The sequence below is a fragment of the Streptomyces sp. CNH287 genome (assembly GCF_000424825.1).
On the sequence record NZ_AUKQ01000018.1, the window covers coordinates 74,315 to 97,969 of the forward strand.

The 23,655-nt window shown below is 72.9% G+C and carries 24 protein-coding genes; 8 read left to right on the plus strand and 16 right to left on the minus strand.

The window, feature by feature from the left end:
* Positions 1-9 precede the first annotated feature (9 nt).
* Positions 10-846, plus strand: coding sequence for an EI24 domain-containing protein (locus H299_RS35050; protein WP_078512872.1), 837 nt, complete (start codon positions 10-12; stop codon positions 844-846).
* Here H299_RS35050 and H299_RS0119265 read toward each other — a convergent pair.
* The 4 genes from H299_RS0119265 to H299_RS0119280 form a co-directional block, all read right to left on the minus strand.
* The gene (locus tag H299_RS0119265) at positions 789-1,466 is read right to left on the minus strand and encodes a hypothetical protein (RefSeq protein WP_027749734.1); all 678 of its coding nucleotides are present in this window, start codon (positions 1,464-1,466) and stop codon (positions 789-791) included. The genes H299_RS35050 and H299_RS0119265 overlap by 58 nt on opposite strands.
* Complete coding sequence (locus tag H299_RS0119270) at positions 1,459-2,010, minus strand: sigma-70 family RNA polymerase sigma factor (RefSeq protein WP_027749735.1); 552 nt, start codon at positions 2,008-2,010, stop codon at positions 1,459-1,461. Before H299_RS0119270 ends, H299_RS0119265 begins: the two co-directional genes overlap by 8 nt.
* A gap of 108 nt (positions 2,011-2,118) precedes the next feature.
* Positions 2,119-3,027 (minus strand): 4-hydroxy-tetrahydrodipicolinate synthase, encoded by a 909-nt coding sequence (gene dapA / locus H299_RS0119275; protein ID WP_027749736.1) that lies wholly within the window; start codon positions 3,025-3,027, stop codon positions 2,119-2,121.
* A 95-nt stretch (positions 3,028-3,122) separates the two neighbouring features.
* Complete coding sequence (locus H299_RS0119280) at positions 3,123-4,982, minus strand: endonuclease/exonuclease/phosphatase family protein (protein WP_027749737.1); 1,860 nt, start codon at positions 4,980-4,982, stop codon at positions 3,123-3,125.
* 418 nt (positions 4,983-5,400) lie between these two features.
* Here H299_RS0119280 and H299_RS0119285 point away from each other — a divergent pair, with 418 nt between their 5' ends.
* Together H299_RS0119285 and H299_RS0119290 are read left to right on the plus strand one after the other, a co-directional pair.
* Positions 5,401-6,903, plus strand: a complete 1,503-nt coding sequence (locus tag H299_RS0119285; RefSeq protein ID WP_027749738.1) for a hypothetical protein — start codon at positions 5,401-5,403, stop codon at positions 6,901-6,903.
* Positions 6,904-7,127: 224 nt separating this feature from the next.
* Positions 7,128-8,618 (plus strand): alkaline phosphatase PhoX, encoded by a 1,491-nt coding sequence (locus tag H299_RS0119290; RefSeq protein WP_027749739.1) that lies wholly within the window; start codon positions 7,128-7,130, stop codon positions 8,616-8,618.
* A 63-nt stretch (positions 8,619-8,681) separates the two neighbouring features.
* Here H299_RS0119290 and H299_RS0119295 read toward each other — a convergent pair whose 3' ends face one another.
* Both H299_RS0119295 and H299_RS0119300 read right to left on the minus strand, forming a co-directional pair.
* Positions 8,682-8,879, minus strand: a complete 198-nt coding sequence (locus H299_RS0119295) for a CsbD family protein (RefSeq protein ID WP_027749740.1) — start codon at positions 8,877-8,879, stop codon at positions 8,682-8,684.
* A 102-nt stretch (positions 8,880-8,981) separates the two neighbouring features.
* Complete coding sequence (locus H299_RS0119300) at positions 8,982-10,190, minus strand: TerD family protein (RefSeq protein WP_027749741.1); 1,209 nt, start codon at positions 10,188-10,190, stop codon at positions 8,982-8,984.
* A 150-nt stretch (positions 10,191-10,340) separates the two neighbouring features.
* Between H299_RS0119300 and H299_RS0119305 the strand changes: the two genes are divergently transcribed.
* A complete protein-coding gene (locus H299_RS0119305) occupies positions 10,341-10,925 on the plus strand; it encodes a TetR/AcrR family transcriptional regulator (protein ID WP_027749742.1) in 585 nt (194 codons plus the stop codon).
* 79 nt (positions 10,926-11,004) lie between these two features.
* Here H299_RS0119305 and H299_RS0119310 read toward each other — a convergent pair whose 3' ends face one another.
* Together H299_RS0119310 and H299_RS0119315 are read right to left on the minus strand one after the other, a co-directional pair.
* Complete coding sequence (locus H299_RS0119310) at positions 11,005-11,253, minus strand: SCO4226 family nickel-binding protein (protein WP_027749743.1); 249 nt, start codon at positions 11,251-11,253, stop codon at positions 11,005-11,007.
* A gap of 181 nt (positions 11,254-11,434) precedes the next feature.
* Positions 11,435-12,298, minus strand: a complete 864-nt coding sequence (locus tag H299_RS0119315; protein ID WP_027749744.1) for an NmrA/HSCARG family protein — start codon at positions 12,296-12,298, stop codon at positions 11,435-11,437.
* A gap of 96 nt (positions 12,299-12,394) precedes the next feature.
* On the opposite strand from H299_RS0119315, the gene H299_RS0119320 reads away from it, so the two are divergent.
* Positions 12,395-13,138, plus strand: a complete 744-nt coding sequence (locus H299_RS0119320) for an alpha/beta fold hydrolase (protein ID WP_027749745.1) — start codon at positions 12,395-12,397, stop codon at positions 13,136-13,138.
* Between the two features lie 297 nt (positions 13,139-13,435).
* Entirely contained in the window at positions 13,436-13,663 is a 228-nt protein-coding gene (locus H299_RS0119325) for a hypothetical protein (RefSeq protein WP_027749746.1), read from the plus strand.
* 338 nt (positions 13,664-14,001) lie between these two features.
* Here the strand turns inward: H299_RS0119325 and H299_RS0119330 are convergent, their stop codons facing one another.
* The gene (locus H299_RS0119330) at positions 14,002-14,604 is read right to left on the minus strand and encodes a TetR/AcrR family transcriptional regulator (RefSeq protein ID WP_027749747.1); all 603 of its coding nucleotides are present in this window, start codon (positions 14,602-14,604) and stop codon (positions 14,002-14,004) included.
* Between the two features lie 66 nt (positions 14,605-14,670).
* Here H299_RS0119330 and H299_RS0119335 point away from each other — a divergent pair, with 66 nt between their 5' ends.
* A complete protein-coding gene (locus tag H299_RS0119335; RefSeq protein ID WP_027749748.1) occupies positions 14,671-15,165 on the plus strand; it encodes a hypothetical protein in 495 nt (164 codons plus the stop codon).
* Here the strand turns inward: H299_RS0119335 and H299_RS0119340 are convergent.
* From H299_RS0119340 to H299_RS35055, 3 genes are read right to left on the minus strand one after another with little or no spacing between them, the layout of a single operon-like run.
* On the minus strand, positions 15,152-15,826 hold the full coding sequence (locus tag H299_RS0119340; protein WP_027749749.1) for a response regulator transcription factor: 675 nt from the start codon (positions 15,824-15,826) through the stop codon (positions 15,152-15,154). The genes H299_RS0119335 and H299_RS0119340 overlap by 14 nt on opposite strands.
* Complete coding sequence (locus H299_RS0119345; RefSeq protein ID WP_051262646.1) at positions 15,823-17,280, minus strand: histidine kinase; 1,458 nt, start codon at positions 17,278-17,280, stop codon at positions 15,823-15,825. The genes H299_RS0119340 and H299_RS0119345 overlap by 4 nt, the downstream gene beginning before the upstream one ends.
* Positions 17,277-18,314: a hypothetical protein gene (locus tag H299_RS35055; protein ID WP_486587344.1), complete on the minus strand. Its 1,038-nt coding sequence runs from the start codon at positions 18,312-18,314 to the stop codon at positions 17,277-17,279. The genes H299_RS0119345 and H299_RS35055 overlap by 4 nt, the downstream gene beginning before the upstream one ends.
* 154 nt (positions 18,315-18,468) lie before the next feature.
* Here H299_RS35055 and H299_RS0119355 point away from each other — a divergent pair, with 154 nt between their 5' ends.
* Positions 18,469-19,536, plus strand: coding sequence for an aminotransferase class V-fold PLP-dependent enzyme (locus tag H299_RS0119355; protein ID WP_027749751.1), 1,068 nt, complete (start codon positions 18,469-18,471; stop codon positions 19,534-19,536).
* A gap of 154 nt (positions 19,537-19,690) precedes the next feature.
* On the opposite strand, the gene thpD is transcribed toward H299_RS0119355, so the two are convergent.
* The 4 genes from thpD to ectA all read right to left on the minus strand — a co-directional run bounded on the left by thpD (position 19,691) and on the right by ectA (position 23,218).
* Positions 19,691-20,590: an ectoine hydroxylase gene (gene thpD / locus H299_RS0119360; RefSeq protein ID WP_027749752.1), complete on the minus strand. Its 900-nt coding sequence runs from the start codon at positions 20,588-20,590 to the stop codon at positions 19,691-19,693.
* A 90-nt stretch (positions 20,591-20,680) separates the two neighbouring features.
* Positions 20,681-21,085 (minus strand): ectoine synthase, encoded by a 405-nt coding sequence (locus H299_RS0119365; protein WP_027749753.1) that lies wholly within the window; start codon positions 21,083-21,085, stop codon positions 20,681-20,683.
* Between the two features lie 209 nt (positions 21,086-21,294).
* Positions 21,295-22,563: a diaminobutyrate--2-oxoglutarate transaminase gene (ectB, locus tag H299_RS0119370; RefSeq protein ID WP_027749754.1), complete on the minus strand. Its 1,269-nt coding sequence runs from the start codon at positions 22,561-22,563 to the stop codon at positions 21,295-21,297.
* 133 nt (positions 22,564-22,696) lie between these two features.
* On the minus strand, positions 22,697-23,218 hold the full coding sequence (gene ectA / locus H299_RS0119375) for a diaminobutyrate acetyltransferase (protein WP_027749755.1): 522 nt from the start codon (positions 23,216-23,218) through the stop codon (positions 22,697-22,699).
* Positions 23,219-23,655 lie beyond the last annotated feature (437 nt).

Sequence of the window (23,655 nt, forward strand, 5' to 3'; positions counted from 1 at the left end):
CGTGCGCCCATGCGTGAATTCGGGGTGGGACTGCGGTATCTGGTGCGCGGGCAGCGCTGGGTCGCCGGGCACGGCCGTTGGTTCGGCTTCGGACTGCTGCCCGCGCTGGTGGCCTTCGTGCTGTACGCGGGGGTGCTGATCGGTTTCGCCTTCTGGGCCGACGACCTCGCCGCGTGGGCCACCCCGTTCGCCGACGACTGGGACGACACCTGGCGCACCGGGCTGCGTACGCTCTTCGCCGTCCTGCTGTGGCTGGGCGGGCTGCTGCTGGCGGTGCTCACCTTCACCGCCGTCACGCTGCTGATCGGCGACCCCTTCTACGAGAAGCTCTCCGAGCAGGTCGAGGAGTCCGAGGGCGACTGTCCCGCGGCGCCCGACCGCCCGCTGTGGCGGGAGCTGTGGATCTCGCTGCGGGACAGCCTCCATGTCCTCTCGCGCGCCCTGCTGTTCGCCGTACCGCTCTTCGCGCTGGGCTTCGTCCCGGTTCTCGGCCAGACCGTCGTCCCCGTGCTGGGGATCTGCGTCTCGGGCTTCTTCCTCACGGTGGAGCTGACCTCGGTCGCCATGCAGCGCCGCGACATCCCGGTGCGGGAGCGGCTGCGGCTCCTGCGCGCCCGCAGAGGGCTGGCGCTCGGGTTCGGCGTCCCGCTGGTGCTCAGCTTCCTGGTGCCGTTCGTCGCGGTGCTGCTGATGCCGGGCGCGGTCGCGGGTGCGGCGCTGCTCGTACGTGAGGTGGCTGACGGGCCGCCGCAGCCGCCGCACCCGGGCGGCGGCTCGGGCGACGGCCGTCAGGGCGCGACCGGGCCGGGCGGGGACGGCTCCCTGTCGGGCACCGTGCGCCAGTAGGCCGGGCACGAGGTCCGCTCGCCGCGCGGCAGGTCCCGCTCGAACTGCTCGCGCTGCGCGTCCGTCGACTGCCTTTCCAGGAGCTGGGCCGGCTGGTCGGGGCGGACCGGGACGAGGAGCAGCACGTCCCGTTGCGGCTTCCACGGCTCCTGCATGGCCGACACCTCGGAGTCCGGTACCTCGACGGAGACCTCGGTCGGCCCAGCGCCGTCTTCGGGCTCGCCGGGCCCCGGTGACGGCTTGAACCACTCCCGTACGGCGAAAGTGAGCACCACGGTGTCCAGCTCCGGGGATTCGCGCACCGCCACGATGTCGCCAGTGGCGATCATCCGGGAGCAGGCGATCACCTCGTACCGGGTCTGACCCCTGCCCTTCCCCTTACTCACGTCCTGGCCGTCCTCCCCGCCCGGCGTGCCGAGCGTGAGGATCAGCAGCAGGCCGACGCCCACCACCGCGGCGCCCGACAGCAGGCCGCTGACCGTACGGCGCCGGGCCCCGGACCGGCCGTGCTCCGGTGCGCCCGCTCCGGCGCTCCAGGTGTCCTCGCGGCCCGCCTCCGCGCCGATCATGGCCAGGGCGCGCCGCAGCCGCTTCTCCTCCGCTTCCCGCAGCTCACTCATCCCCGGGCACCTCCTTCTCCCGCAGCAGTGCCCGCAGCGCGCCCACCGCCGCGTGCAGCCTGCTCTTGACGGTGCCCTCCGGCACGTCCAGCAGCCGGGCGATGTCCCGTACGGGCAGGTCCGCGTAGAAGCGCAGGGTGAGCACCTGCCGCTGCACCAGGGTCAGCCGCTCCAGCTCGCCCGCCACCGCCAGCGCCAGCACCCGGTGCTCCTGCGGGTGTTCGGTCGGCGGGCGGCGCAGCCAGCGGGCCGCCAGGCGCTCTCGCAGGCCGCTCTCCCGGCTGCGGGCCCGGTGCCAGTCCACCGCTACCCGCGAGGCGACGACCGAGAGCCAGGCCGCCTCGTCGCGGATCTGGGGCCGGTCCGGCGCGGCCCGCTCCTCCAGCAGTTTCAGGCGCACCTGCTGTACGCCGTCCTCCAGTTCGCCCCACGGCACTCCGCCCAGTGCCAGCACCGCCCGTACCCGCCGCACCTGAGCGCTCTCCACCAGCGGCGGGCCCTCCCCGGCGACCGCCGCCGGTCTGCCTCCGTGCTTCCGCGCCATCCGAAGCCCCCTCGCGTCCCCTGCCGTGGTGAAGACGGCGGAAGGGTGGGAAACGTTCGGTCGCCTGTGCCGCGGCTGCCGCGTACGGCCGTCACCCGGCGGTGCCCGTCACCGCAGCGCGGGCTCGGGCGCGGTCGCCTGCGCGAAGCACTCCAGCAGCCGGGCGGTCAGCGGCGGTTCGGCGGGCAACAGAGGGCCGCGCACCGGTCCGCCGGGCAGCCCCTGGGCGTGCAGCAGGGCCTTGACGGTCACGCTGCCGGGCTCCTGGGTCATCAGCGCGTCGATCAGCGGGACGAGGGAGAGGTGGCGCCGGGTCGCCTCCCGGTGGTCCCCGGCCTCGTACGCGTCCAGCATCGCGGCCACCTGCCGCCCGACGACGTTGGCCGCGGTGCTCACGCAGCCCACGGCGCCGATCGCGCGCAGGGGGAGGATCTGCTCGTCGCAGCCGGCGTAGTAGGCCAGGTCGCTCGCGGCCATCACCCGGGCCGCCTTCATCAGGTCGTAGGAGCAGTCCTTCACCCCCTGCACCCGGGGATGCTCGGCCAGCCGGAGCAGCGTCTCGGCGCTGAGTGCCGTCCCGGTGCGGCCGGGGATGTCGTAGAGCAGCACGGGCAGGCCGGTGGAGTCGGCCACGCTCAGCAGGTGCTGGGTGACCGCCTCCTGGCCGGGCCTCGAGTAGTAGGGGGTGACGACCAGCAGGCCGTGCGCGCCCGCCCGTTCGGCGGCGCGGGCCAGCGCGACGGTGTGCCGGGTGTCGTGCGTGCCGACTCCCGCGACGACCGCCGCACGGTCGCCGACCGCCTCCACCACCGCGCGTACCAGGGCGGACTTCTCGGCGTCCGAGGTGGTCGGCGCCTCGCCGGTGGTGCCGCTGAGCACCAGCCCGTCGCAGCCCTCCTCGTCCACCAGGCGGACGGCCAGACGTTGGGCGCCCTCGGTGTCGAGGGCGCCCTCGGCGTCGAAGGGCGTGATCATGGCGGCGGCGAGACGGCCGAAGAGGCCGGAGCGGGAGGGCATGGGCGGAGTCTGGGGCGCGGCCGTCGCGAAGGTCCACTTATTTGTGCTCGCCTGTTTGTTTAGCTGTGCTCAACTTCCGTGCTCCACTCCCGCGCTCAGGGCCGGAACCGCAGCACCTGCGGGTCGTGGTCGCTGATCTGGTCTGCGAACTCGGCGTTCGTGTGGACGATGTCGTAGTCGAACCGCCGGATGCCGGGGGAGACCAGCGTCTGGTCCAGCACCTGCGCGTTGCCCTGGAAGACGTAGGTGTAGCGCTGGGCGCGCGGCAGGCTCAGGACCGCGCTGCGCAGCACGCCCCCCTCGCCCAGGACCCGCGTCGTCGGCGAGAACTCGAAGTCGTTGACATCCCCGAGCACCACCACCCGCGCCTTCCGCTCGACCGCCAGCACCTCCTTCACGAAGGTGTTGACCCGGTCCGCCTGCCGCAGCCGCTGTTCCTCCGAGGAACGGCGGGGCGGCTGTACGCGGGCGTGCAGGGCCTGGTCGCCGCCCTTGGAGGCGAAGTGGTTGGCGACCACGATCACCGGCCGGCCCCGGAAGCGGAACTCGCCCACCAGCGGCTTGCGGCTGTCGCGCCAGGCGCCGTCGGCGGGGTCGACGCGGCCGGGGGAGTGGGTGAGTGCGGCATGCCCGCGCCGCTCGGTGACACCGGTCGGGGTCGTGGCGTCCCCCGCGCCCCGGTCGGTGAAGGAGACCCGCGCCGGGTCGAAGAGGAAGACGTTGCGGATGTTGCCGCCGGGCTGGCCGCCGTCCTGGCCGTCCGCCGGGTCGATCGCGCGCCAGTGGTAGCGCGGCCCGCCCGCTTCGGCGATCGCCTCGACGAGCTTGCGGACTGTCTCGTGCGCGGACACCGTGCCGTCGTCGGCGCCGCCGCTGTCGTCCTGGATCTCCTCCAGCGCCAGGATGTCCGGCGCGGCCAGGCTCTGCACGACGCCGTCCGCCAGCCGCCGGAACTTCGCCGGATCGTCGCCGGGCGCGAGGTTCTCCACGTTGTAGGCGGCGACGGCCAGTTCGCCCGGCCGCTGCGCGCGGGTCCGCTCGCGCGGCAGCCCGTGGCGCTCGGTGGTGAGGGGCCCGCGGGCGGCCAGGTGGTAGCCGCCGTGCTGGTCGTAGTCCAGCGGGCCCGCCGGGGCGCCGGTCAGCCGGTCGCCGGTGTCGGCCTGGGGGAAGGGTTCCTCGGCGAGCGGGGTCAGCGTCTCGATCTTCAGCCGCCCCGAGTTCTGCGCCGCGTACGAGCCGTAGCGGACGCCGCCGCGCGCGGTGGGCGACTGCCGCGGCTTCACCGTCACCCACAGTTCGCCGTACCGCGTGCTCGGACCGACGACCCGGGCGTCGCGTACGCGCACGTTCATCCCCTCGAGGGATTCGTACAGGTCCAGCGCGTAGCGCGCGGGGCGCAGCGTGAGCCCCTCGATGCCGCCACCGTGCGCGGGGTCACCCGGCGGGGTGTAGGCCTCGGGGACGCGGACGGTGCCGGACGGGCCCAGAGTCCGGGCGCGCGGCAGCGGGTGCCCGGAGGAGCGCACCTGGACCTCGGGGCGGGATATCTGGGTGACCGACTGGTTGCCGGGGTCCGCGCCGCCGTAGTAGTACTCCTCGACCGTGCCGGAGACGAGCACCGAGTCGCCGGTCCGCACCTGCGGCGGCCCGCCCGGACCGGTGAAGACGAAGATGCCCTCGCTGGTGGCGGCCGAGCCGTCGCCGTGCGGGTCCTGCATCCAGAAGCCCTGGGAGCCGTAGGCGCGCACGCCGGTCACGATGCCCGGGACCCCGCGCACCGCGCGGCCCGCGTAGGGGGAGAGGCGGGTGGTGCCCTGGAGGTCGTGGACGCGCGGCTGCGCGGTGCCGGCGCCCGGCACGCCGTTCGGGGCGGCGGTGGCGGGCACGGTCAGCAGCGCGGAGGTCAGCGCGGCGACGCTGAGCGCGCAGAGCGCGGCGTGGTGGCGGGTGGTCAAGGGGGGCCTCCGGAGCGGGTGATGGTGTGCCGGTCCTGGCGGGGTACGGGAGGCACGGGGCGCCCCCGGACTTCTACGCGCGTAAAGCTCCCGGAGGGCAGGGGCTCTGTCAAGACATGGCCGGGATACGCCCGGCCAAGCGCGGGTGAACGCGCTGGAGCCCCGCACATCCTCCAGCGCAGTGGCAGGCAGGGTTCACTCCGCGCGCCGCCCTGGCACGGCCACCGGCCGCGTTACCCGAACGGCCGAGCAGCCCACTACGAGGCCGCTCGGGCGCCTTGCCGCCGACCGCACCAGGACGCCTCGCGGGGCGAATCCTGCCTGACACGGCACTAGGCTGGGCCACCGCACCCGCGGGTACCCGCACCGCCCGCGACGCACTGTCCGTAGCGCACCAAGCCGCACGAGGAGCCACCCCATGCCCGGTGACGAACGCCCCGCCTTGCCGCCCGTAAGGCTGCCCTCCGAAGCCGATCTGGCCAGGGACGCGCTGGCCGCACCGCTGTTCGCGCGCGCGGTGCGGCTCGCTCGCTGGGCCGGCCCCGGCATCCGGGTGGGCGCGGGCGGAGAACTGCTCGGCGGCCAGCTGAAGGAGGCCACCGTGCACCTCGGCCTCGACGACGGGGGCGAGGGCCCCGGCGAGGCGTCCGAGGCGTGGAACCTCGCCGTCGACATCGGCCTCGTCGAGATCGAGGAGGACGAGGACGCCGAACCCAGCCTGGAGAGCGACGAGCCGGTCGGCACCGCCGCCGTCGGCGAGGAGCTGGACCGGCTCACGGGCGGCGGCAGCCACCAGGACGTCCTGGACATTTGGCTGGGCGGTCTGGAGAGTGTCCTCGCCGACGCCGCCACGCCCAGCCTCGAGGACCTCCTGGACGACCTGGAGCCCGCCGTCGACGGTGACGGCAGGATCGACCCGGACTCCATCGACCTCGACGCGCTGGACTGGAACCCGGAGGAGGAGAGCGAGTTCCTGGACGGCGTCCTGGGCAACCTCTACCTCCTCTCCGTCACCGATCCCTCCGTCACCGAGGGCGCCATGGTGCCGCTCCCCGTGCTGGCCGCCTCGCTGATCGTCCCCGAAGACATGGACGAGCCGACGGACGAGGTGCTCGAAGCGGTCTCCGCCGCGATGATGCGCCTCGACGAGCAGTTCCGGATTCTCGAGCCGACCGGGCTGATCGCCTACCAGCCCGTCGACGAGGCGCTCACCCAGGAGTCCGAGGGAGAGCTGCCGGAGGAGCCGGACGACGAGGACGTCTCGCGCTACGGCATGGTCCGCCTGACCCCCCTGGGCATGTACGGCGTGCGCGAGCGCATGCGGGACGCGGGCATCGACGCCCCGGTCATCGGCGACCTCGCCGAGGAGGACGCGGAGACCCTGCTCGCCGCGGTCCCCTCCTTCCCGGAGGAGAGCGCCCGGCTGGAGATCGAGCAGTGGCTCGCCGTCCGCGCGCGGATGGACGCCGCCCGCGAACTCCTGGCCGCCGCGCGGGGCCGCGACCAGGACGCCCCGGCCCGCAGACTCGCCTGCCAACTGGCCCTCTCCCTCGCGGGCGCGCAGGCCGAGCCGGCGCTGCGCGAGGTCCTGGACCACCGCGAACTGGGCGGCCTGGCCCGGGTCTGGCTCGTCGAGCACGGCGCCTCGGACGTGCCGCAGCCCGACGAGGCGATGGTCTTCTGGCTGACGGTCGACACGCTCGCGGCGCAGCTGGCCACCGCCGGGGAGCCGGAGGAACTCCAGGGCCTGGTACAGGGGCTGGTCGACCAGCACACCGGGTTCTTCGACAAGGCGTGGCAGGTCGACCACCCCGCCACGGCCGAGGTGCTGGAGGCGATGGGCCGCATCCACCCGGACAAGGGTGCGGCCAAAGAGGCGCGCAAGGCGGCGTTCAAGGCCCGCTCGCACACCGGCGACTAGGCGTGTTTCGAAGGTAGCGCCGCGGGCCAGGCGGGACTTTCGAAACACGCCCCAGGCCGCGAGGTCCGCCGGTGGCGAGGCGTCCTGGTGCCCCGTTCGCGTGCCCACCGGCCGCCCGCCGATCAACCCCCCGGCGTCGCGCGCAGTTCAGCCCCGATTCGCCGACGGGGCGCAGTGTGTGCGGTACCACCAGTGACGACGTGTACGGGAGAGGCGGACAGACGATGCCGATCAGCCGCAGGGACTTCGCCAGGCGGTCCGCCGCCGGGGGCGCCGGGGTGGCGCTCGCGGGCAGCGCGGGCGTACTGGCCAGCGCGCCTGGCGCGCTGGCCGCCGAGGGGCCCGCGCGGGGGTACGGGCCGAGCGCCCACCCGGAGGACGGGCGTCCACGGGGCGGGCACGGCGCGCCGGAGGGGGACGGGCCCGGATACGGGCCGCTCGTCCCCGATCCGGCGGGTGTCGTCGCGCTGCCCGCCGGCTTCTCGTACCGCATCCTGACCCACTCCGGGAAGACCCGGCTGGAGCGCGGCGGGTTCACCCCCTCGAACCACGACGGCACCGCCGCCTTCGCGGGCGTACGCGGGGCCACCCTGCTGGTCAACAACCATGAACTGGACGGCCCGCGAGAGGACTGGGACCACCCGGTACCGCTGCTGGACGGCCTGGTCTACGACCCGGCGGCCTCCGGCGGCTGCACCGTGGTGGAGGTCTCCAAGCACGGTGACCACGTCACCGAGTGGGTCGGCATCGCCGGTACCTCCAACAACTGCGCCGGGGGCAGCACCCCGTGGGGGACGTGGCTGACCTGCGAGGAGAACACCGACCGGGCCGGCGAGAACGGCATGACCAAGGACCACGGCTACGTCTTCGAGGTCGATCCGCACGACCAGCGCGCCAACCGCGACCCCAAGCCGCTGAAGGCGCTGGGCCGCTACGACCACGAGGCCGTCGTCATCGACCCCCGGCGCGGCCACCTGTACCTGACCGAGGACGCCGACGAGCCGAACGGCCTCTTCTTCCGCTGGGTCCCGCCGCACGGATTCCGCCACGGGCGCGGTCGGCTGCGCGGCCTCGCGGACGACGCGGGCACGCTCCAGGCGATGCGCTGCTCCGACTCCGGCGGCCGTTTCGTCGAGGACCTCTCGCACAGCACCGAGGCCGGCGTGGTCCTCGGCGTGGACTGGGTGGAGGTGCCCGACCGCGAGGCGAGGCAGCAGCCGGTGCGCCGCCAGTTCGAGGACGGCGAGGTCACTCGGGGCCGCAAGCTGGAGGGCATGTGGTGGGGCGACGGGGGCGCCTACTTCGTCTCGTCGTACGCCCGCCCCGAGGAGTCTTCGGGCGGCGGGCAGCCGCACGACGGCCAGGTGTGGTTCTACGACCCCGGGCGGCGCACGGTCACGCTCAAGGTGCTGCTCGGCGTGAACCAGGACCCGGGCGCGCCGGGCGGCCTGGACGGGCCGGACAACATCACCGTCTCCCCGTACGGCGGGCTGGTCATCGCGGAGGACGGCGAGGGGCAGCAGCATCTGTTCGCGGCGACCGAGCGCGGTGAGACCTACCCGCTGGCCCGCAACGAGTGGAACGTGGGGACTGCGGACGAGCCGGAGTACAGCGAGTTCACCGGGGTGTGCTTCGACCCCGACGGGCGGACGCTCTTCGCCAACATCCAGGAACCGGGGATCATGCTGGCGATCACCGGCCCCTGGCGGCGCTGACCCGCAGCGCACCGCCCCGCCGGCCTGCGTGGGCGAGCGGGGCGGTGCGCGGGCGGGCGGGCCTCAAGTGCCGCCCTCGTCCTTGTCCTTGAGGGAGTCCTTCATGCCCCGGGCGCGCTCCTTGGCGCTCTCGGCGGCGTCCTTCGCCTCGCCCTTGCGCTGATCGGTCCGGCCCTCGGCGGCCTTGCGGTCGTCGCCGGTGACCTTCCCCATCATCTCCTTGGCCTTGCCCTTCATCTTGTCCTGCGCGCTCTCGCTCACGGGACCTCCTCCGGGTCGGGCGTACTCGACTCCCACCAAAATATGCCCGATCCGGAGGAACCGCCCGGCGAGCGGATGGCGGGACGCTCCGGGGTCAGCCCGTCACAGGGCCGCGCCGCCCGGCTTCACCATGCCGCGGACCGTACGGGAGTCGACGTACTCGCCCAGGGCCGTCATCTCCCACTCGCCGGAGAACTGGCGGATCAGCTTGCACATCAGCACGCCCGTACGCGACTCGGCGTTGGTGAGGTCGAAGCGGACCAGCTCCTCGTTGCTCCCCGCGTCCAGCAGGCGGCAGTACGCCTTGGCCACGTCGGTGAACTTCTGCCCCGAGAAGGAGTTGACCGTGAAGACCAGACCGGTGACCTGCGGCGGGAGATTGCCCAGATGGACGGTGATCGCCTCGTCGTCACCCGCGCCGTCGCCGGTGAGGTTGTCGCCGGAGTGCTGGATCACGCCGTTGAGGATGGCGAGCTTGCCGAAGTAGCAGGCGTCGATCTTCTTGCGGTTGGCGTCGTAGGCGATGACCGAGGCGTCGAGGTCGATGCTCTTGCCCCGGTAGGCGGGCTCCCAGCCGAGGCCCATCCGCACCGAGGCCAGCATGGGACGGCCGCCCTTGACCAGGGAGACCGTCTCGTTCTTCTGGAGGCTCACCCGGCCCTTGTCGAGGTTGATCTTGCCGGGGGGCGCGGGAGGGGCGGGCGGCGCCGGTGCCTGCGGGGCGGGCGGTGCCGGTGCGGGGGGTGCCGGGGGTGCCGGTGCCTGCGGCGCGGACGGTGCCTGCGGTGCAGGCGGAGCCGGGGGTGCCTGCGGGGCGGGTGCGGCGGGCTCCTCGACGCTCACGCCGAAGTCCGTCGCGATGCCGCCCAGCCCGTTGGCGTATCCCTGCCCGACGGCGCGCACCTTCCAGGCGCCGTTCCGCCGGTAGACCTCGACGACCACGAGAGCCGTCTCGGAGCCGAGCCGGGGCGGGGTGAAGGTGGCGAGGACGGCGTTGGTCGCCGCGTCGCGGACGGTGGCCGTCGGTTCGGTGCCCGCGAAGGTGGCGCCCGGGGTGTCCAGGCTCGCCGTCACCACGACCTTCTCGATGTCGGCGGGGACGGAGCCGGTCTCCACCGTGATGGTGTCGGCGGCGCCACTGCTGTGCGTCACGCCCGGCCCGCTCGGCTGGTTGTAGAAGACGAAGTCGTCGTCGGAGCGGACCTTGCCGTTGGCGGCGATCAGCAGGCCCGACACGTCGAGCCGCACCGGAGCGGTGACCTCCACCGCGACCCGTGCGCCGGTCAGTGGAAGATTCGAGCCAGGGGTCATTGCAGTCATGAACGGGCTAACGAACGACTCCGCTTTGCGGTTCCTTTGCTCCGGAGCACTCACTCCGTCGGTAGACCGTTCGGTTTAATTGAGTGGTGGAGTAGAGTGAAACTAGACAGATCGGTCTACCTGAGGTGCGGAGGTGTTCCCGTGGAAGGCACGACGACGCTGACGCCCGGCGCACGGAAGATCCTGGACGCGGCGACCTGGCTGTTCTACGAGCGCGGCATCAACGCGGTGGGCGTGGACCTGATCGCCCGGCAGGCCGGGGTCACCAAGAAGACGCTCTACGACCGCTTCGGCTCGAAGGAGGCGCTGGTCGCCCTCTACCTGCGGCAGCGGGACCAGCGCTGGCGGGAGTGGCTGACCGCCCGCGTCGAGGAGGGCGGCGGCAGCGCGTACGAGCAGATCCTGACGACGTTCGACGGGCTGGAGGAGTGGATGCTCCGGGAGAACCCGCGCGGCTGCGGCTTCGTCAACGCCGCCGCCGAGCTGCCCGACCCCGCCCACCCCGGCCGGGCGGCCATCACCGACCAGAAGCGCTGGCTGCGCGGCTACCTGCGGGAGCTGAGCGCGAGCGCGGGCGCGCCCGACCCGGTCGGGCTCGCGGACGAACTCGTGCTGCTGCACGAGGGGGCGATGGTGCTGGGCGGCCTCTCGGTCACCGAGCAGCCCTTCCGCACCGCGCGCTCCCTGGCGGTGCTGGCCATGGACCGGGCCGGCTGCGTGCGGTGACGCGGGCGCCGGGCCGACGCCGGGGGCCTCGGGCCTTCGGGGCCCCCGGAGCAGCGCCCTCCCGGGCCTGCGGCGCGCCTCAGGCCTTCAGCGGCACCTCGTGGATCTCGGCGGCCGGGTGTCCGGCGCGTTCGTGTATCCGCCGCACGGCCTCGGCCGACGGCGCCTCGGAGAGGCAGTACACGGTGCCGGACGCCGGGTCCGCCCAGGCCCTCTCGAAGTGGACGTTCTCCTCCTTCTCGATCGCCTGGTCGGCGGCGTGCGCCTCCTTCAGCTGGTCCGCGGTGATTCCGGTCATTCCGGTGTGGACATCCATGAACGTCGCCATGCTGGTCCGCACCTCCCTCGCCTGTCGGGCGGAAGGCGGGTCCCGTCGGGGCGGTGCACCGGCTTCGGTGAGGCCCGGCGGCGGCCTCCCGCAGTCCTTGCCCCTCCATGGTCCTCCCGTCCCGCGCACCGTGCCAGCCCGTGCCGGGACGAGCTGAAGCGGCACGGCGCGCGGCACCGCCCTACGCGCCCGGACTCCCGGCGGACGGTCCGGCCAGGCGCCGGGTCAGGAACTCCTCGAAGGTCAGCAGCCCCGGGTGCCGCTCGCGCAGCGCCGCGAGGTCGGCCTGGTAGCCCTCCTCCGCGAACCACTCGAACATCCGCTCCTCGATCGGCAGCGTCTCCAGCCGGGTCGGGGTCCCGGTGACCCGCTCGTACACCTCGGCGATCCCGGGGAAGGTGATCTCGTCCCCCGCCAGCTCCAGCTGGGTGCCGGTGAACTCCCGCGGGTTCTCGAAGACCTCGGCCGCGACGGCGCCGATGTCGTCACTCGCGATCAGCTGCATCGGCCGGTCGCGGCGGACCGGCAGGGACATGACCCGCTCGTCTCCCGGTCCGCCGCCGGTCTTCGCGAAGTGGAGCAGGTTGTCCATGAAGAAGACCGGACGCAGCACGGTCGCGGGCAGCCCGAGCGCGCGGAGGTGCCGTTCGACCTCCGCCTTGCTCTCGAAGTGGTCGATGCCCGTACCGCGCTCGGCCCCGCCGACCGAGCTGTAGACGAAACGGGCTACGCCGGCCTCCAGTGCGAGGTCGGCCACCGCCTTGCCCTGGCGCACCTCGGCGGCGAGCCCCTCCGGGTCGACCGCGAGCGCCTGCACGCTGAAGACCCCGTGCACGCCGGTCAGCGCCCGGCGCAGCGACGCGCGGTCCTCCAGGTCGCCGCGCACCAGCTCGGCCCCCCGCTCCTGGAGGGCCCGCGCCCGGGGCTTGTCCGGATCGCGTACGAAGGCGCGCACCGCGTGGCCGCGCGCCAGGAGTTCGCGGGCGACGGCACCCCCCTGGTTTCCGGTGGCGCCTGTGACGAGAATGAGGTCGTCGCTGGTCATGCATGCTCCTCGGTCGGGAGACGGGGTCGTGTACGGAGTGCCCCCGCTGGGGGGCTGATCGCAGTCTTCAACTTAAACCGCACGTGAGGTCAACGCATGAAGGACTCCGCTCCGCCCGCAGGGGCGCCGCCGCTCGTCTTCGTCCACGGGACGCGGTTCGCACGGGGGCAGTGGAGTGCGCAGGTCGCCGCACTGGCCCCGGAGTTTCCGGTGGCCGCCGTGGACCTGCCCGGACACGGCCGTCGGGCGCGGGAGTTGTGGGGCATGGACCGGGCGGCGGAGGTGGTGGCGGAGGCGGTCGACGGCCTCGGCGCCGGACCGGCCGTGGTCGTGGGCCACTGCCTCGGGGGCTACGTCGCGCTGCGGTTCGCCGCCCGCCATCCCGAACGGCTGCGCGGCCTCGTGCTGGCCGGGGCGAGCGCCTCCACCCGGGGGCCGTGGACGGCCCCGTACCGCGCGATCGCCCTGCTGGCCGGGCGGCTGCCCGCCGACCGGCTGAGCCGCTGGAACGACGCGCTGCTGCGTCGGCTGTACCCGCCCGAAGTGATCGCCGAGACCCTCGCCGACGGCTATGCCTTCCACGCGCTGCCCGCGGCCTGGCGCGAGGTGCTCGGCCGCTTCGACGCGTCCAGCATGCGGGCGGTGCAGGCGCCGGTGCTCCTGCTCAACGGGGAGAAGGACCACCTCTTCCGGTCGGGCGAGCGGGAGTTCGCACGGGCGCATCCGCGCGCACGGGTGGAGCTGATCCCGGGCGCGCGGCACCTCTCGAACTTCGACGACCCGGCCGCCTTCACGGACGCGGTCCGCCGCTTCGCCCGCGAGACGGCCGCTGGGATGTGACCCGCGCGGGCCGGCGCGGGGAGCGCCGCGAGGCACCGCACGCGGGTGTCGTGCCGTCGCGGCTCCTTCATGCGGCAGGCGCCACGCATCTGCGGGCGGGCGCGGAGCCCAGGCCCTCGTGTGATGCCTCGCCGTTGAGGCGTCGCGAGAGGCGCCGGAGCGGCCACGATGGCGACCTCGCTACCCACTTCTCGGCAGTGACGTGCGTCACATTGATCTCTCATGCAACCCTCTTTGCGAAGTATCAAGGCTGTGTAAGGATCGCTGCCATGTCCACCCGATGAAAGGAATTTGCTGATGAAGATTGCTAAGCGTACAAAGCTCCGCGCGGCGACCGTCCTGGGTGCCGCCGCGTTGGGTATCGGTCTCGCCGCTGGTCCGGCTGCTGCCGCCAGCTACCCTGTCAAGCTCTACTCGTCGGCGAAGTCCTGCAAGGCCGCCGCCAACGCTGCTGGGCCGGGCTACTGGTGCAAGTCGCAAGAGCTCGACGGCCGCCTGGTGTTCTGGCTGATGGTCAACGTCTGATCCGTCGGATGCCCGGGCGGCGGGTCGCTTCCCTGCCTAGGGGGCGCCCCGTCGCCCGTCGGTGTGTTCGGGGAGGAGCTCAGGTCGAGAATATTCACAAGAGCAATCACAAGAAGAGTGGGTACACAAGTATTCCTATGGGCTTCCCAATATTTGCTAAGCAAAGAGTGAAATGCCTCTGCTGTAGCTAATTGCCCCAGTGGGGGCAGGGGAATGTCCGCGCCTTGCGGTCTCAGTTCCCGCCTCCGTGCCTCGGCAATGGACCGTGATCACGCTGGTGGGTTGGGTGTGGGCGCGACTGCGGGCACCGATGATCATCGGTGCCCGTGAAGCCCGGCTCACTCCGGGCGGGCGTCGTCCGTCGCTAGGAGGGCGGAGGTGCACTGCTCGACGGTCTCCACGACGTGCGGCGGCACCGGTGCGCCCTCCCGCAGGTGGCGCTGGACCAGCGCGTACGGCACGTCGACGACGGCGACGACGACCCGCTCGCGGTCCACCGTCCCGGTGGCGCCGAGCCGGTCGGCGAGCGCGTGCACGGCGCCGAACACGCGGGCGTTGGCCGCCTCCAGCGCTGATGCCGCCTCCTGGGGCCAGCGGTCCCGGGCGAAGTCGCGGGCGCCGTAGCGCAGCACCAGAGCCTCGGCGGGATGGTCGCGGGTCCAGCGCACCGTGTGCCGGGCGGCGTCCAGCGCGGCCGTACGGGGCTTCGCGCCCGACTCCAGCGCGCCGAGGAAGCCCGACTGGAAGTGGTCGAGCGTGCGCAGCCACAGCGCCGCGAGCAGCGCGGGCCGGTCGGTGAAGCGGTGGTAGACGGAACCGCTCGGGGCGCCGACGGACTTGGCGACGGCGGCCATCGTCACGGCCTGGGGACCGCCGTCGGCGGCGAGCCGTACGGCGGCGTCGAGCAGGGCGGTCGTGTCGTACCGGGCGGGGCGGGCCATGGTTTTAGAGTACACTCTCCAATTGTTTTGGAGGATCGTCTCTAAAACGAGGAGAGGAGCGGGACCATGGCGGTGTACAACGTGCACGAACGGCTGCTGCCGGTCGGCGAAGCCGCGGCGGGGGCCCTGCTCGACGGACTCTCCGGCCCCCGGGACCTCCTCTGGCCGCACACCGACTGGCCCGCCATGGAGCTGGACGGCCCGCTCGCCGCCGGCGCCCGCGGAGGGCACGGCCCCATCCGCTACACGGTGATCGGCTACGCGCCGGGGCGATGGGTGCGGCTGGGCTTCACCGGCCCGCGGGGCTTCCACGGCTTCCACGAGTACACCGTGCACCCGGCGGGCGAGCACGAGACCGTGCTGCGCCACACGCTCGTCATGCGCACCCGCGGCGCCGCCCGGCTCAGCTGGCCCCTGTGCTTCCGCCCGCTCCACGATGCGCTGCTGGAGGACAGCCTGGACCGCGCCGAACGGGAGGTCACCGGTACGGTCGCGGCGCCCGCGCGCTGGAGCCCGTACGTGCGGCTGCTGCGCCGGATCATCCGGCTCATCCTGGCGTGACGAAGCCCCGCTCGTAGGCGGCGATCACCGCCTGGGTGCGGTCGCGGGCCCCCAGCTTGGCCAGCACCGACGCCACATGGGTCTTCACCGTCGCCGGGCCGACCCCCAGCCGGGCCGCGATCTCCGCGTTCGTCAGCCCCTCGGCCATCAGCCGCAGCACGTCGGCCTCGCGGTCGGTCAGCCGGGCGCGCAGCGCGCGGGCCGCACCGGCGGACGCCCGCCGGTCCGGCCCGTACCGGGCGGCGAGGCCGCGCACGGCCGAGGGGAAGAGCAGCGAGTCGCTGCGCGCCACCAGCCGCACGGCCTGCACCAGTTCCTCCGCGGCGGCGCGCTTGAGCAGGAAGCCGCTGGCTCCGGCCCGGAGGGCGTCGTAGACGTAGGAGTCGTTCTCGAAGGTGGTCACGACCACGATCCTGGGCGCGTCGGGGCCCATCGACTCCAGCAGCAGCGCGGTGGCCCGGATGCCGTCGATCTCCGGCATGCGCACGTCCATCAGCACCACGTCGGGGCGGGACTCGCGGACGATGGAGACCGCCTCGGCGCCGGTGGCGGCCTCGCCGACGACGGTCATGTCCTCCTCGGCGCCGAAGATCGCGCGCAGCGCGGTGCGTACGAGGCGCTCGTCGTCGGCCAGCACCAGGCGCAGCGGGGCGGCGCTCACCGGGGCCGCCCGCCCTCGTACCGCCGCCCGCCGCCGGCGAGCGGCAGGCGTGCGGTCAGCCGCCAGAGCGCCGCCCCCCGGGACGTCGCCGCGCCGGCGCGCGCCGAGCCGCCGAGCAGGAGGGCCCGCTCCTCGATCCCGGCCAGCCCACGCCCGCCCGCCGCCCGGCCGGGGCGGTCCCCGGCCGCACCGCCGGGCAGCGGATTCTCCACCACGATCTCCAAGGTTCCGCCCACCTCACCCGTCCCGTCCCCGTCCCTGTCCTTGTCCGCACTTGCGCCGCCGATGAGGGTGAGCCGCGCGGTCACCGGCATCCTCGGGGCGTGCCGCAGCGCGTTGCTCAGCCCCTCCTGGACGACGCGGTACGCCTCGCGTGAGGTGGCCGGGGGCAGCGCGTCCAGCGGCAGTTGGGCGTCCGTATCCGCGTCCGTGTCCGTATCCGCGTCCGCTGGGGCCTCGCCGGTCCCGCTCCCGCCACCGCCCGGCGCGACCCTGACCACCGTGCACTCGACCGGTGTGCCGGAGGCCCGGGTGCGGGACAGCAGCCCGGCCAGCCCCGCCGCCAGGGTAGGCCCCGGCCCGGCCCCGCCGCCCCCGCTGGCGCCCCCGCCGGAGTCCGCCTCCCGCAGGACGCCGAGCACGGTGTCCAGCTCCGCCACCGCGTCCCGCGCCGTGTCCTCGATGGCGCTCAGCGCCTCGCGCGCGAACTCCGGGTCCGCGTCCAGCACCCGTCGCGCCGCACCCGCCTGGAGGGTGACCGCGCTCAGCGCGTGGCCCACCGAGTCGTGCAGTTCGCGGGCCAGCCGGTTGCGCACGGCGAGCACCCGGGCCCGCTCCTCTGCCGCCGCGAGCCGGTCGGCGGGCGTCGGCCCCAGCAGCGGCGGCGCGCAGCGCGCCAGCAGCGCGCCCGCCGCGCTCGCCACGACGGCCAACGCGGCCAGCACCGCCAGCCCGAAGAAGGGCGTCGTCCAAAACAGCGGGCCGTCCACCCAGCCCCACGGCGTGCCCCAGTCCCTCTCCCGCGCCCCCGGCACGAACGGGATGGCCAGCAGCACCACCGCCAGCGGCGGCATCGCCAGGCTCACCGCGCTGACCAGCGCGCCCACCCCGACGTGCAGCGTGAACCAGGCCGCCGTACGCCGCCGGGCCGCGGCCGAGGTACCCGAGCCGCTCGCCGGGGGGTCGGTACGCACCCCGCACAGCGCCTGGGCCGCGTGCGTCTCCAGCGTGCGCACCAGCGGGAAGAGCCAGCCGGTCGCCGCCACCAGCGGCAGGCTGGCCGCGTAGGCCAGCAGCTGCCAGCCCGGCGAGCGGAAGGGGTCGATGTCGGGCGACGCCACGGGCAGCAGTGCCGTCCACAGCAGGTGGTACGGCATCAGCAGCGCGCCGCCGAGCAGCAGATGGACCCAGCGCAGCCTGGCCCGGCGTCCGAACAGGCGCCTGCCCCAGCTCATCCCGTACGCCACCGGCCCGCGTCGTCCGCCGCGAGCCGGGCGGCCCGTTCGGCGAGGAAGCCTCCGCCCGCCGTCAGGATGAGCAGCCCGGTGATCATCTGCCCAGCGTAGGTCAGGCTCATCACCAGGGTCGCCCCGGAGCCGGGAGTGCCGGGGAGCAGCGTGGCGAACGTCATCCAGCCGCCCCACCCGGTCAGCACGCCCGATCCGGTCCAGGCCATCGCCAGCGGCACCGCCACGCGCAGCCCGCGCCCGGCCCGGAAGGCGAGCAGCAGCAGCCCGGCGACGCCGACCAGGGTAAAGAGCGCCCCGGTGCCCTCGGCGAGGTACATGTCGGTGTTCCGCTCCTCGGCCCTGGCCGCGCTGAGCCCGGCGGCCGAGCCGGACGCCCACAGCAGCTGTGCGGCCAGCGGCGCCAGCGCCAGCAGGGCGGCGGCGAGCGCCATGGCTCGGAGGGCCGGGGACCGCGCGGTCTCCGGCAGTTCGCCGAGCCGCCCCCGCCACAGGACGCCCCAGCGCCGCCGCGCGTACGGGACGAAGAGCCCGCCCAGGGCGAGCCCCTGCACCAGGAAGCCGCCGTAGACGACCCCGAACACCCACGGATCGAGGAACTCGCGGGTCTCCGGTGCCTCCGCCGACCCGGCTCCGGCCACCATTTGTGCGGGGAAGGCGACCATGATGGGCGCCAGCAGACCCGTCGCCAGCCACATCGGGAGTGCCAGCAGCCACGTGGGGACGCGTTCGCCCCAGGGGCGGGTCAGCAGCAGTGCGAGGCCGACGACGGCCCCGTCCATCAGGACGGTCAGCCCGTTGCCCAGGCGCAGCAGGGTCTGGCTTTCCGGGTCCAGCAGCTCGCTGCCGGCGGGGATGCCGAGGTCGCTGCCGCCGATCCAGGCGAGCTTGAGCGCCAGGTACGGCAGGCAGGCGGCGATGGTGAGCAGGCGCAGGAGGCGGATAGCGCGCCCGCCTGGCCGAGGCGGCACCCAGGGCGCGGCACGGGCGGTGGACGGCGGGGGAGCGGGGAGCTGCTTCATGGCCGCAACTCTGCCGCCGGGCACCGGCCCGTACGTCGGCCCACGTGACGATCCGCCTCCGCCGCGCGAGGGAGGGCGGCGGAGGCGGATCATCCGCCGCACCGCGCCACCAGCGCGAGTGGACACCGGCCGTCCGAGGGACCAGGCTGCGGGCATGACCAGCCTGGGAGGCGCCGAGTTCGCGCCGCTGACGAAGACGTACCTCAACACCGCATCCACCGGCCTGCTCCCGCTGCGTACCGCGCAGGCGCTCAAGGACGCGGCCGAGGGCGCGGCGCACGGCCGCGTGGGGCCGGAGTACAACCTCACCGCGATGACCGCGGCGCGGGCGGCGTTCGCCCGGATCGCCGGGGTGCCCGCCGACCGGGTCGCCGTCGGCAACTCGGTGGCCACGCACGCGGGACTGATCGCCGCCGCGCTGCCCGCGGGTGCCGAAGTGCTGGTCGCCGACGGTGACTTCAGCTCGCTGGTCAATCCGTTCGCGGTGCGTACCGACCTCAAGCTGCGCAGCGTCCCCCTGGAGCGGCTGCCCGAGGCGGTGGGGCCGCAGACCGCGCTGGTGGCGGTCAGCGCCGCGCAGTCCGCCGACGGCCGGGTCGCCGACCTGGCGGCGCTGCGGGCGGCGGCCGACGCGCAGCCGCGCCGCGTGCGGATCGCGGTCGACGCCACCCAGGCGCTGGGCTGGCTGCCCGTGCTGCCCGAGACCTACGACTACCTGCTGTGCGGGGCGTACAAGTGGCTGCTGTGCCCGCACGGCGTCTCCCTGCTGGTGGTGCCCGCGGACGTCGGTGACGAGCTGCTGCCGCTGAACTCCGGCTGGCTCGCGGGCGAGGAGCCCTGGAACAGCTGCTACGGACCGATCGAGGAGCTGGCCCACAGCGCCCGGCGGTTCGACGAACGGCCCGCCTTCGTCTCGTACATCGCGGCCGAGCGCTCCTTCGCGCTCGTCGAGAAGCTGGGCGCGGAGCGCATCGGCGCCTACGACATGGCGCTGGCGGACCGCTTCCGCGCGGGTGCTGAGGAGCTGGGGCTGCGGCCGGTGCCCGCGCGGGCACCGATCGTCGCCGTGCCGGGGCTGGGCCACGCGGTGGCACCGCTCAAGGAGGCGGGGGTGGAGGCGTCCGCGCGGGCGGGCGGACTGCGGGTGTCCTTCCACCTCTACAACACGGAGGCCGAGGTGGACCGTCTGCTGGAGGTGGTCGGGCCGCTCGTCGCGGAGTGAGCGGCACTGACAGGGGGGCGCCCGGCACGGGGTGCCTGGTGCGGGCGGCCCGGCGGGCGAGGGGCGGGACTCTCTTTGCAGCCCCGCCCCTGCGGGCCCGGCACGGCGCCCGTGGGCGGAGTCCGGCGGGGCGCCTCTCGCCCCGCGCGGCCGGCTACTTCACCGGGGTGAAGTCCCGTGCCCCGATGAAGGAGGGGCGCCGTACGGGAGCGGCGAAGGGTTCGACCGCCGCGTTCTCCACGCTGTTGAAGACGATGAAGACGTTGCTCCGCGGGTACGGAGTGATGTTGTCACCGCTTCCGTGCATGCAGTTGCAGTCGAACCAGGTCGCCGAACCTGCCGGGCCCGTGAACAGCTTGATCCCGTGCGCCTCGGCGAACTTCGTCAGTGACTCGTTGGACGGCGTGCCCGCGTCCTGCATCTGCAACGACTTTTTGTAGTTGTTCTTCGGGGTGGCTCCCGCGCAGCCGAGGAAGGTCTTGTGCGACCCCGGCATGATCATCAGGCCACCGTTGGTGTCGTGGTTCTCGGTCAGAGCGATCGAGACCGAGACGGTCCGCATGTGCGGCAGACCGTCCTCCGCGTGCCAGGTCTCGAAATCGGAGTGCCAGTAGAAGCCCGTGGCACCGAAGCCCGGCTTGACGTTGATCCGGGTCTGGTGGACGTACACGTCCGAACCCAGGATCTGCCGTGCCCGGCCCACCACCCGCGGGTCCTTCACCAGTGCGGCGAAGACCTCGCTGATCTTGTGCACCTCGAACACGGTCCGGATGTCCTGCGACTGCGGCTCCACGATCGAGCGCTCGTCGTCCCGCATCTCCTGACCGGAGGTGAGCCGTTCCAGTTCCCGCTGATAGACCGCCACCTCGTCGGGCGTGATCAGCTCGTCCATCGTGAGGAACCCGTCCCGCTCGAAGCCCGCCAGCTCCGGTGCCGTAATCGGCCCCGGTGTGCCCGGTTCGGACCACACGACGGGGTCCAGTCGCGGGGTTGCCACCTCAGTGGTTCCGCGTGTCGGGTACAGGTCGGCGGTGCGCTCGGGTGCGGTGGTCATGGTGTTGCCTTCCTCTCCTCTCGTACGGCCCTTTCTGTTGGGCGATCGGCCGACAGGGCGCCGCGCGGGCGCCTGCGCCTGCTGGGGCGCTCAGCCTTCGGCGGGCTCGGTGAGAAGCGGGTAGACACCGTTCTCGTCATGGTCTTCCCGGCCGGTGACCGGCGGGTTGAAAACGCACACGACCCGGAAGTCGGACTTCGGACGCACCGTGTGCTTCTCGTGCCCGTCGAGCAGATACATCGTGCCCGGGGAGATCCAGTGCTTTTCACCGGTCTCGTCGTTGGTGAGCTCGGCCTCGCCCTCCACGCAGAGTACGGCCTCGATGTGGTTGGCGTACCACATCGACGTCTCCGTACCCGCGTAGAGCGTGGTCTCGTGCAGGGAGAAGCCCACTCGCTCCTTCGCCAGCACGATGCGCTTGCTGCGCCAGGTGCCGGAAGCGGACCTGACGTCGCGGTCTGTGCCCTCGATGTCGTCAAAAGAACGAACGATCACTGGATATGCCTCTCTTGATCTGCTGATTCCCAGAAGACCACGGGTGTGTCCCGTTGTCCTGCGGGAGGAAAAGTGGTGGAGGGGACGGGAAGAGGGTAAAAGGCGGCGGCCCGTCCCGGAAAGCGGGACGGGCCGGGTGAGGCGCCGCGCGGGCCCGTTCGGGTGAACGAACCGGGTCCGCGCGCGGCCCCTGGCACCGCGACTGCGCGCTACGCGGTCTCGCGGACCGCGCGCGCGAGGATGCGCAGTCCCTCGTCCAGCTCCTCGGGGGTGATGGTGAGCGAGGGCAGCAGCTTGACGACCTCGCTCTGCGGGCCGGACGTCTCGATCAGCATGCCCAGTTCGAAGGAGCGCTTGGCGATGGCGGTGGCGCGGTCCTTGTCGTGGAACTCGATGCCCCACACGAGGCCGCGGCCACGGTAGGCGGCGATGTCGTCCGCGTGCTCCCCGGCGATGCCGCGCAGCGCCTGCTCGACCTGCTCGCCGCGGGCGAGGGTCTGCTTCTCCATCTGGCCGTCGGTCCAGTACGTCTCCAGCGCGGCGGTCGCCGTCACGAAGGCCGGGTTGTTGCCGCGGAAGGTGCCGTTGTGCTCGCCCGGCTCCCAGATGTCCAGCTCCGGCTTGAAGAGCGTGAGCGCCAGCGGCATGCCGTAGCCGCCGATGGACTTGGACAGCGTGATGATGTCCGGCTTGATGCCCGCCTCTTCGAAGGAGAAGAAGGCGCCGGTGCGGCCGCAGCCCATCTGGATGTCGTCGACGATCAGCAGCATGTCGTGCCGCTGGCACAGGTCGGACAGGGCACGCAGCCAGTCCGCGCGGGCCACGTTGATGCCGCCCTCGCCCTGTACCGTCTCGACGATGACGGCGGCCGGCTTGTTCAGCCCGGACCCCTGGTCCTCGAGCAGCCGCTCGAACCAGATGAAGTCCGGCGTACGGCCGTCCAGGTAGTCGTCGAACGGCATCGGGGTGCCGTGCACCAGCGGGATGCCCGCACCGGCGCGCTTGAAGGCGTTGCCGGTCACCGCGAGGGAGCCCAGCGACATGCCGTGGAAGGCGTTGGTGAAGGAGACGATCGACTCGCGGCCCTTGACCTTGCGGGCCAGCTTGAGCGCGGCCTCCACGGCGTTGGTGCCGGTCGGGCCCGGGAACATGACCTTGTGGTTCATCTCGCGCGGCTTGAGGATCACTTCCTGGAAGGTCTCCAGGAACGCCCGCTTCGCGGAGGTGGACATGTCCAGGCCGTGGGTGACGCCGTCCCGCTCGAGGTAGTCGAGCAGGGCGCGTTTGAGTACCGGGTTGTTGTGGCCGTAGTTGAGGGTCCCGGCTCCGGCGAAGAAGTCGAGGTAGGTGTGGCCGTCCTCGTCGTACATGTGGGCGCCCTGGGCGCGGTCGAAGATGGTGGGCCAGCCACGGCAGTAGCTGCGCACCTCCGACTCGACGGTTTCGAAGACTGTCAGATCCGGCTGGGTGATGGTCACAGCTTGCTCCTGGGAGTGGGTCACGTGGGGGAGAGTCCTGGGGGTGGGGCGGCGTGCGGGGGGCGGCGTACGTGGTCGCCCCGAGGCGGGTCCGGGTCGGCGCCGTCGTCCGCGGCGGGCCGCCGGTCCGTGCTCAGGTCCGGTCGGGCCCGGCGAGGTGCGTTCCGACCGGGCCTATCCGGTACAGCACCTCGGGCTCGTGGCCGGCGGCGGGGAACATCTCGCCCGCGAAGAGCACTTCACGCTCGACCGCCGCGCCGTGCCGCTCGGCGTAGGAGGTGAAGAGACGGTTGGAGGGGACGTTGTCCGGGGTCACCGTGGTCTCGATGCCCACGACGCCCAGGTCGCGGGCGGCACGGAGGGTCAGTCCGTCGAGCATCGCGGCGGCGAGGCCGCGTCCGCGCTGGGCCTGGTCGACCGCGACCTGCCACACCAGCAGGGTCCCGGGGCGCTGCGGGCGCAGGTAGCCGGAGATGAAACCGACCGGCGCGCCTTCCGCGTCGCGGGCCACCACGGAGGTGTCGGCGAAGTCACGGCACCACAGGAGGTAGCTGTAGAAGGAGTTGAGATCGAGCGTCCGGGAGTCGCGGGCGATTCGCCACATCGCGCCTCCGTCCTCCAGTCGAGGAGTGTCGAGCTTCAGTCCCTCCGGCATTTCCAGGAAATCACTAGGGGCACGTGCATGGTCTGCTTGTGCGGCGGTCATGCGAAACAAATTTACCGAGGAGATTCTGAAACCGCATCGTCGGGTGGGGTTACGCGGAGGGGGGTGTGTGTGTTATCGCGCGAGGAGAGTGAGGGGTCCTCAAGGGCGAGGTTTTCAGCCCCCATGTCCTGGTATGTCGGGGCGATACGGACGCTTTGTGGAGTCCATCACATTGAGGTAACGACTCGGTTGCGTCCCCCGTGGAGGGGGGTGCGAGCTTAGCGAGATTGTGGCGTTTGAGGAGGGGGAAACCGGGAAGAAGAATACGGGCGGCTGCCCCGGATAACTCTCGATAAGCGGTGTGCAGACTCACCGCAATATATCTTGGGATGAATATCGGATGGTCTGCCGGTAAGCGTCGCAAGAATTCTCGGTAATGCGGTGCG

What these genes read in the sequence shown, in the direction of transcription:
- H299_RS35050 (WP_078512872.1), top strand. Translation starts at nt 10, where the DNA reads ATGCGTGAATTCGGGGTGGGACTGCGGTATCTGGTGCGCGGGCAGCGC.
- H299_RS0119265 (WP_027749734.1), bottom strand. Translation starts at nt 1,466, where the DNA reads ATGAGTGAGCTGCGGGAAGCGGAGGAGAAGCGGCTGCGGCGCGCCCTG.
- H299_RS0119270 (WP_027749735.1), bottom strand. Translation starts at nt 2,010, where the DNA reads ATGGCGCGGAAGCACGGAGGCAGACCGGCGGCGGTCGCCGGGGAGGGC.
- dapA (WP_027749736.1), bottom strand. Translation starts at nt 3,027, where the DNA reads ATGCCCTCCCGCTCCGGCCTCTTCGGCCGTCTCGCCGCCGCCATGATC.
- H299_RS0119285 (WP_027749738.1), top strand. Translation starts at nt 5,401, where the DNA reads ATGCCCGGTGACGAACGCCCCGCCTTGCCGCCCGTAAGGCTGCCCTCC.
- H299_RS0119290 (WP_027749739.1), top strand. Translation starts at nt 7,128, where the DNA reads ATGCCGATCAGCCGCAGGGACTTCGCCAGGCGGTCCGCCGCCGGGGGC.
- H299_RS0119300 (WP_027749741.1), bottom strand. Translation starts at nt 10,190, where the DNA reads ATGACCCCTGGCTCGAATCTTCCACTGACCGGCGCACGGGTCGCGGTG.
- H299_RS0119310 (WP_027749743.1), bottom strand. Translation starts at nt 11,253, where the DNA reads ATGGCGACGTTCATGGATGTCCACACCGGAATGACCGGAATCACCGCG.
- H299_RS0119315 (WP_027749744.1), bottom strand. Translation starts at nt 12,298, where the DNA reads ATGACCAGCGACGACCTCATTCTCGTCACAGGCGCCACCGGAAACCAG.
- H299_RS0119320 (WP_027749745.1), top strand. Translation starts at nt 12,395, where the DNA reads ATGAAGGACTCCGCTCCGCCCGCAGGGGCGCCGCCGCTCGTCTTCGTC.
- H299_RS0119325 (WP_027749746.1), top strand. Translation starts at nt 13,436, where the DNA reads ATGAAGATTGCTAAGCGTACAAAGCTCCGCGCGGCGACCGTCCTGGGT.
- H299_RS0119330 (WP_027749747.1), bottom strand. Translation starts at nt 14,604, where the DNA reads ATGGCCCGCCCCGCCCGGTACGACACGACCGCCCTGCTCGACGCCGCC.
- H299_RS0119335 (WP_027749748.1), top strand. Translation starts at nt 14,671, where the DNA reads ATGGCGGTGTACAACGTGCACGAACGGCTGCTGCCGGTCGGCGAAGCC.
- H299_RS0119345 (WP_051262646.1), bottom strand. Translation starts at nt 17,280, where the DNA reads ATGAGCTGGGGCAGGCGCCTGTTCGGACGCCGGGCCAGGCTGCGCTGG.
- H299_RS35055 (WP_486587344.1), bottom strand. Translation starts at nt 18,314, where the DNA reads ATGAAGCAGCTCCCCGCTCCCCCGCCGTCCACCGCCCGTGCCGCGCCC.
- H299_RS0119355 (WP_027749751.1), top strand. Translation starts at nt 18,469, where the DNA reads ATGACCAGCCTGGGAGGCGCCGAGTTCGCGCCGCTGACGAAGACGTAC.
- thpD (WP_027749752.1), bottom strand. Translation starts at nt 20,590, where the DNA reads ATGACCACCGCACCCGAGCGCACCGCCGACCTGTACCCGACACGCGGA.
- ectA (WP_027749755.1), bottom strand. Translation starts at nt 23,218, where the DNA reads ATGCCGGAGGGACTGAAGCTCGACACTCCTCGACTGGAGGACGGAGGC.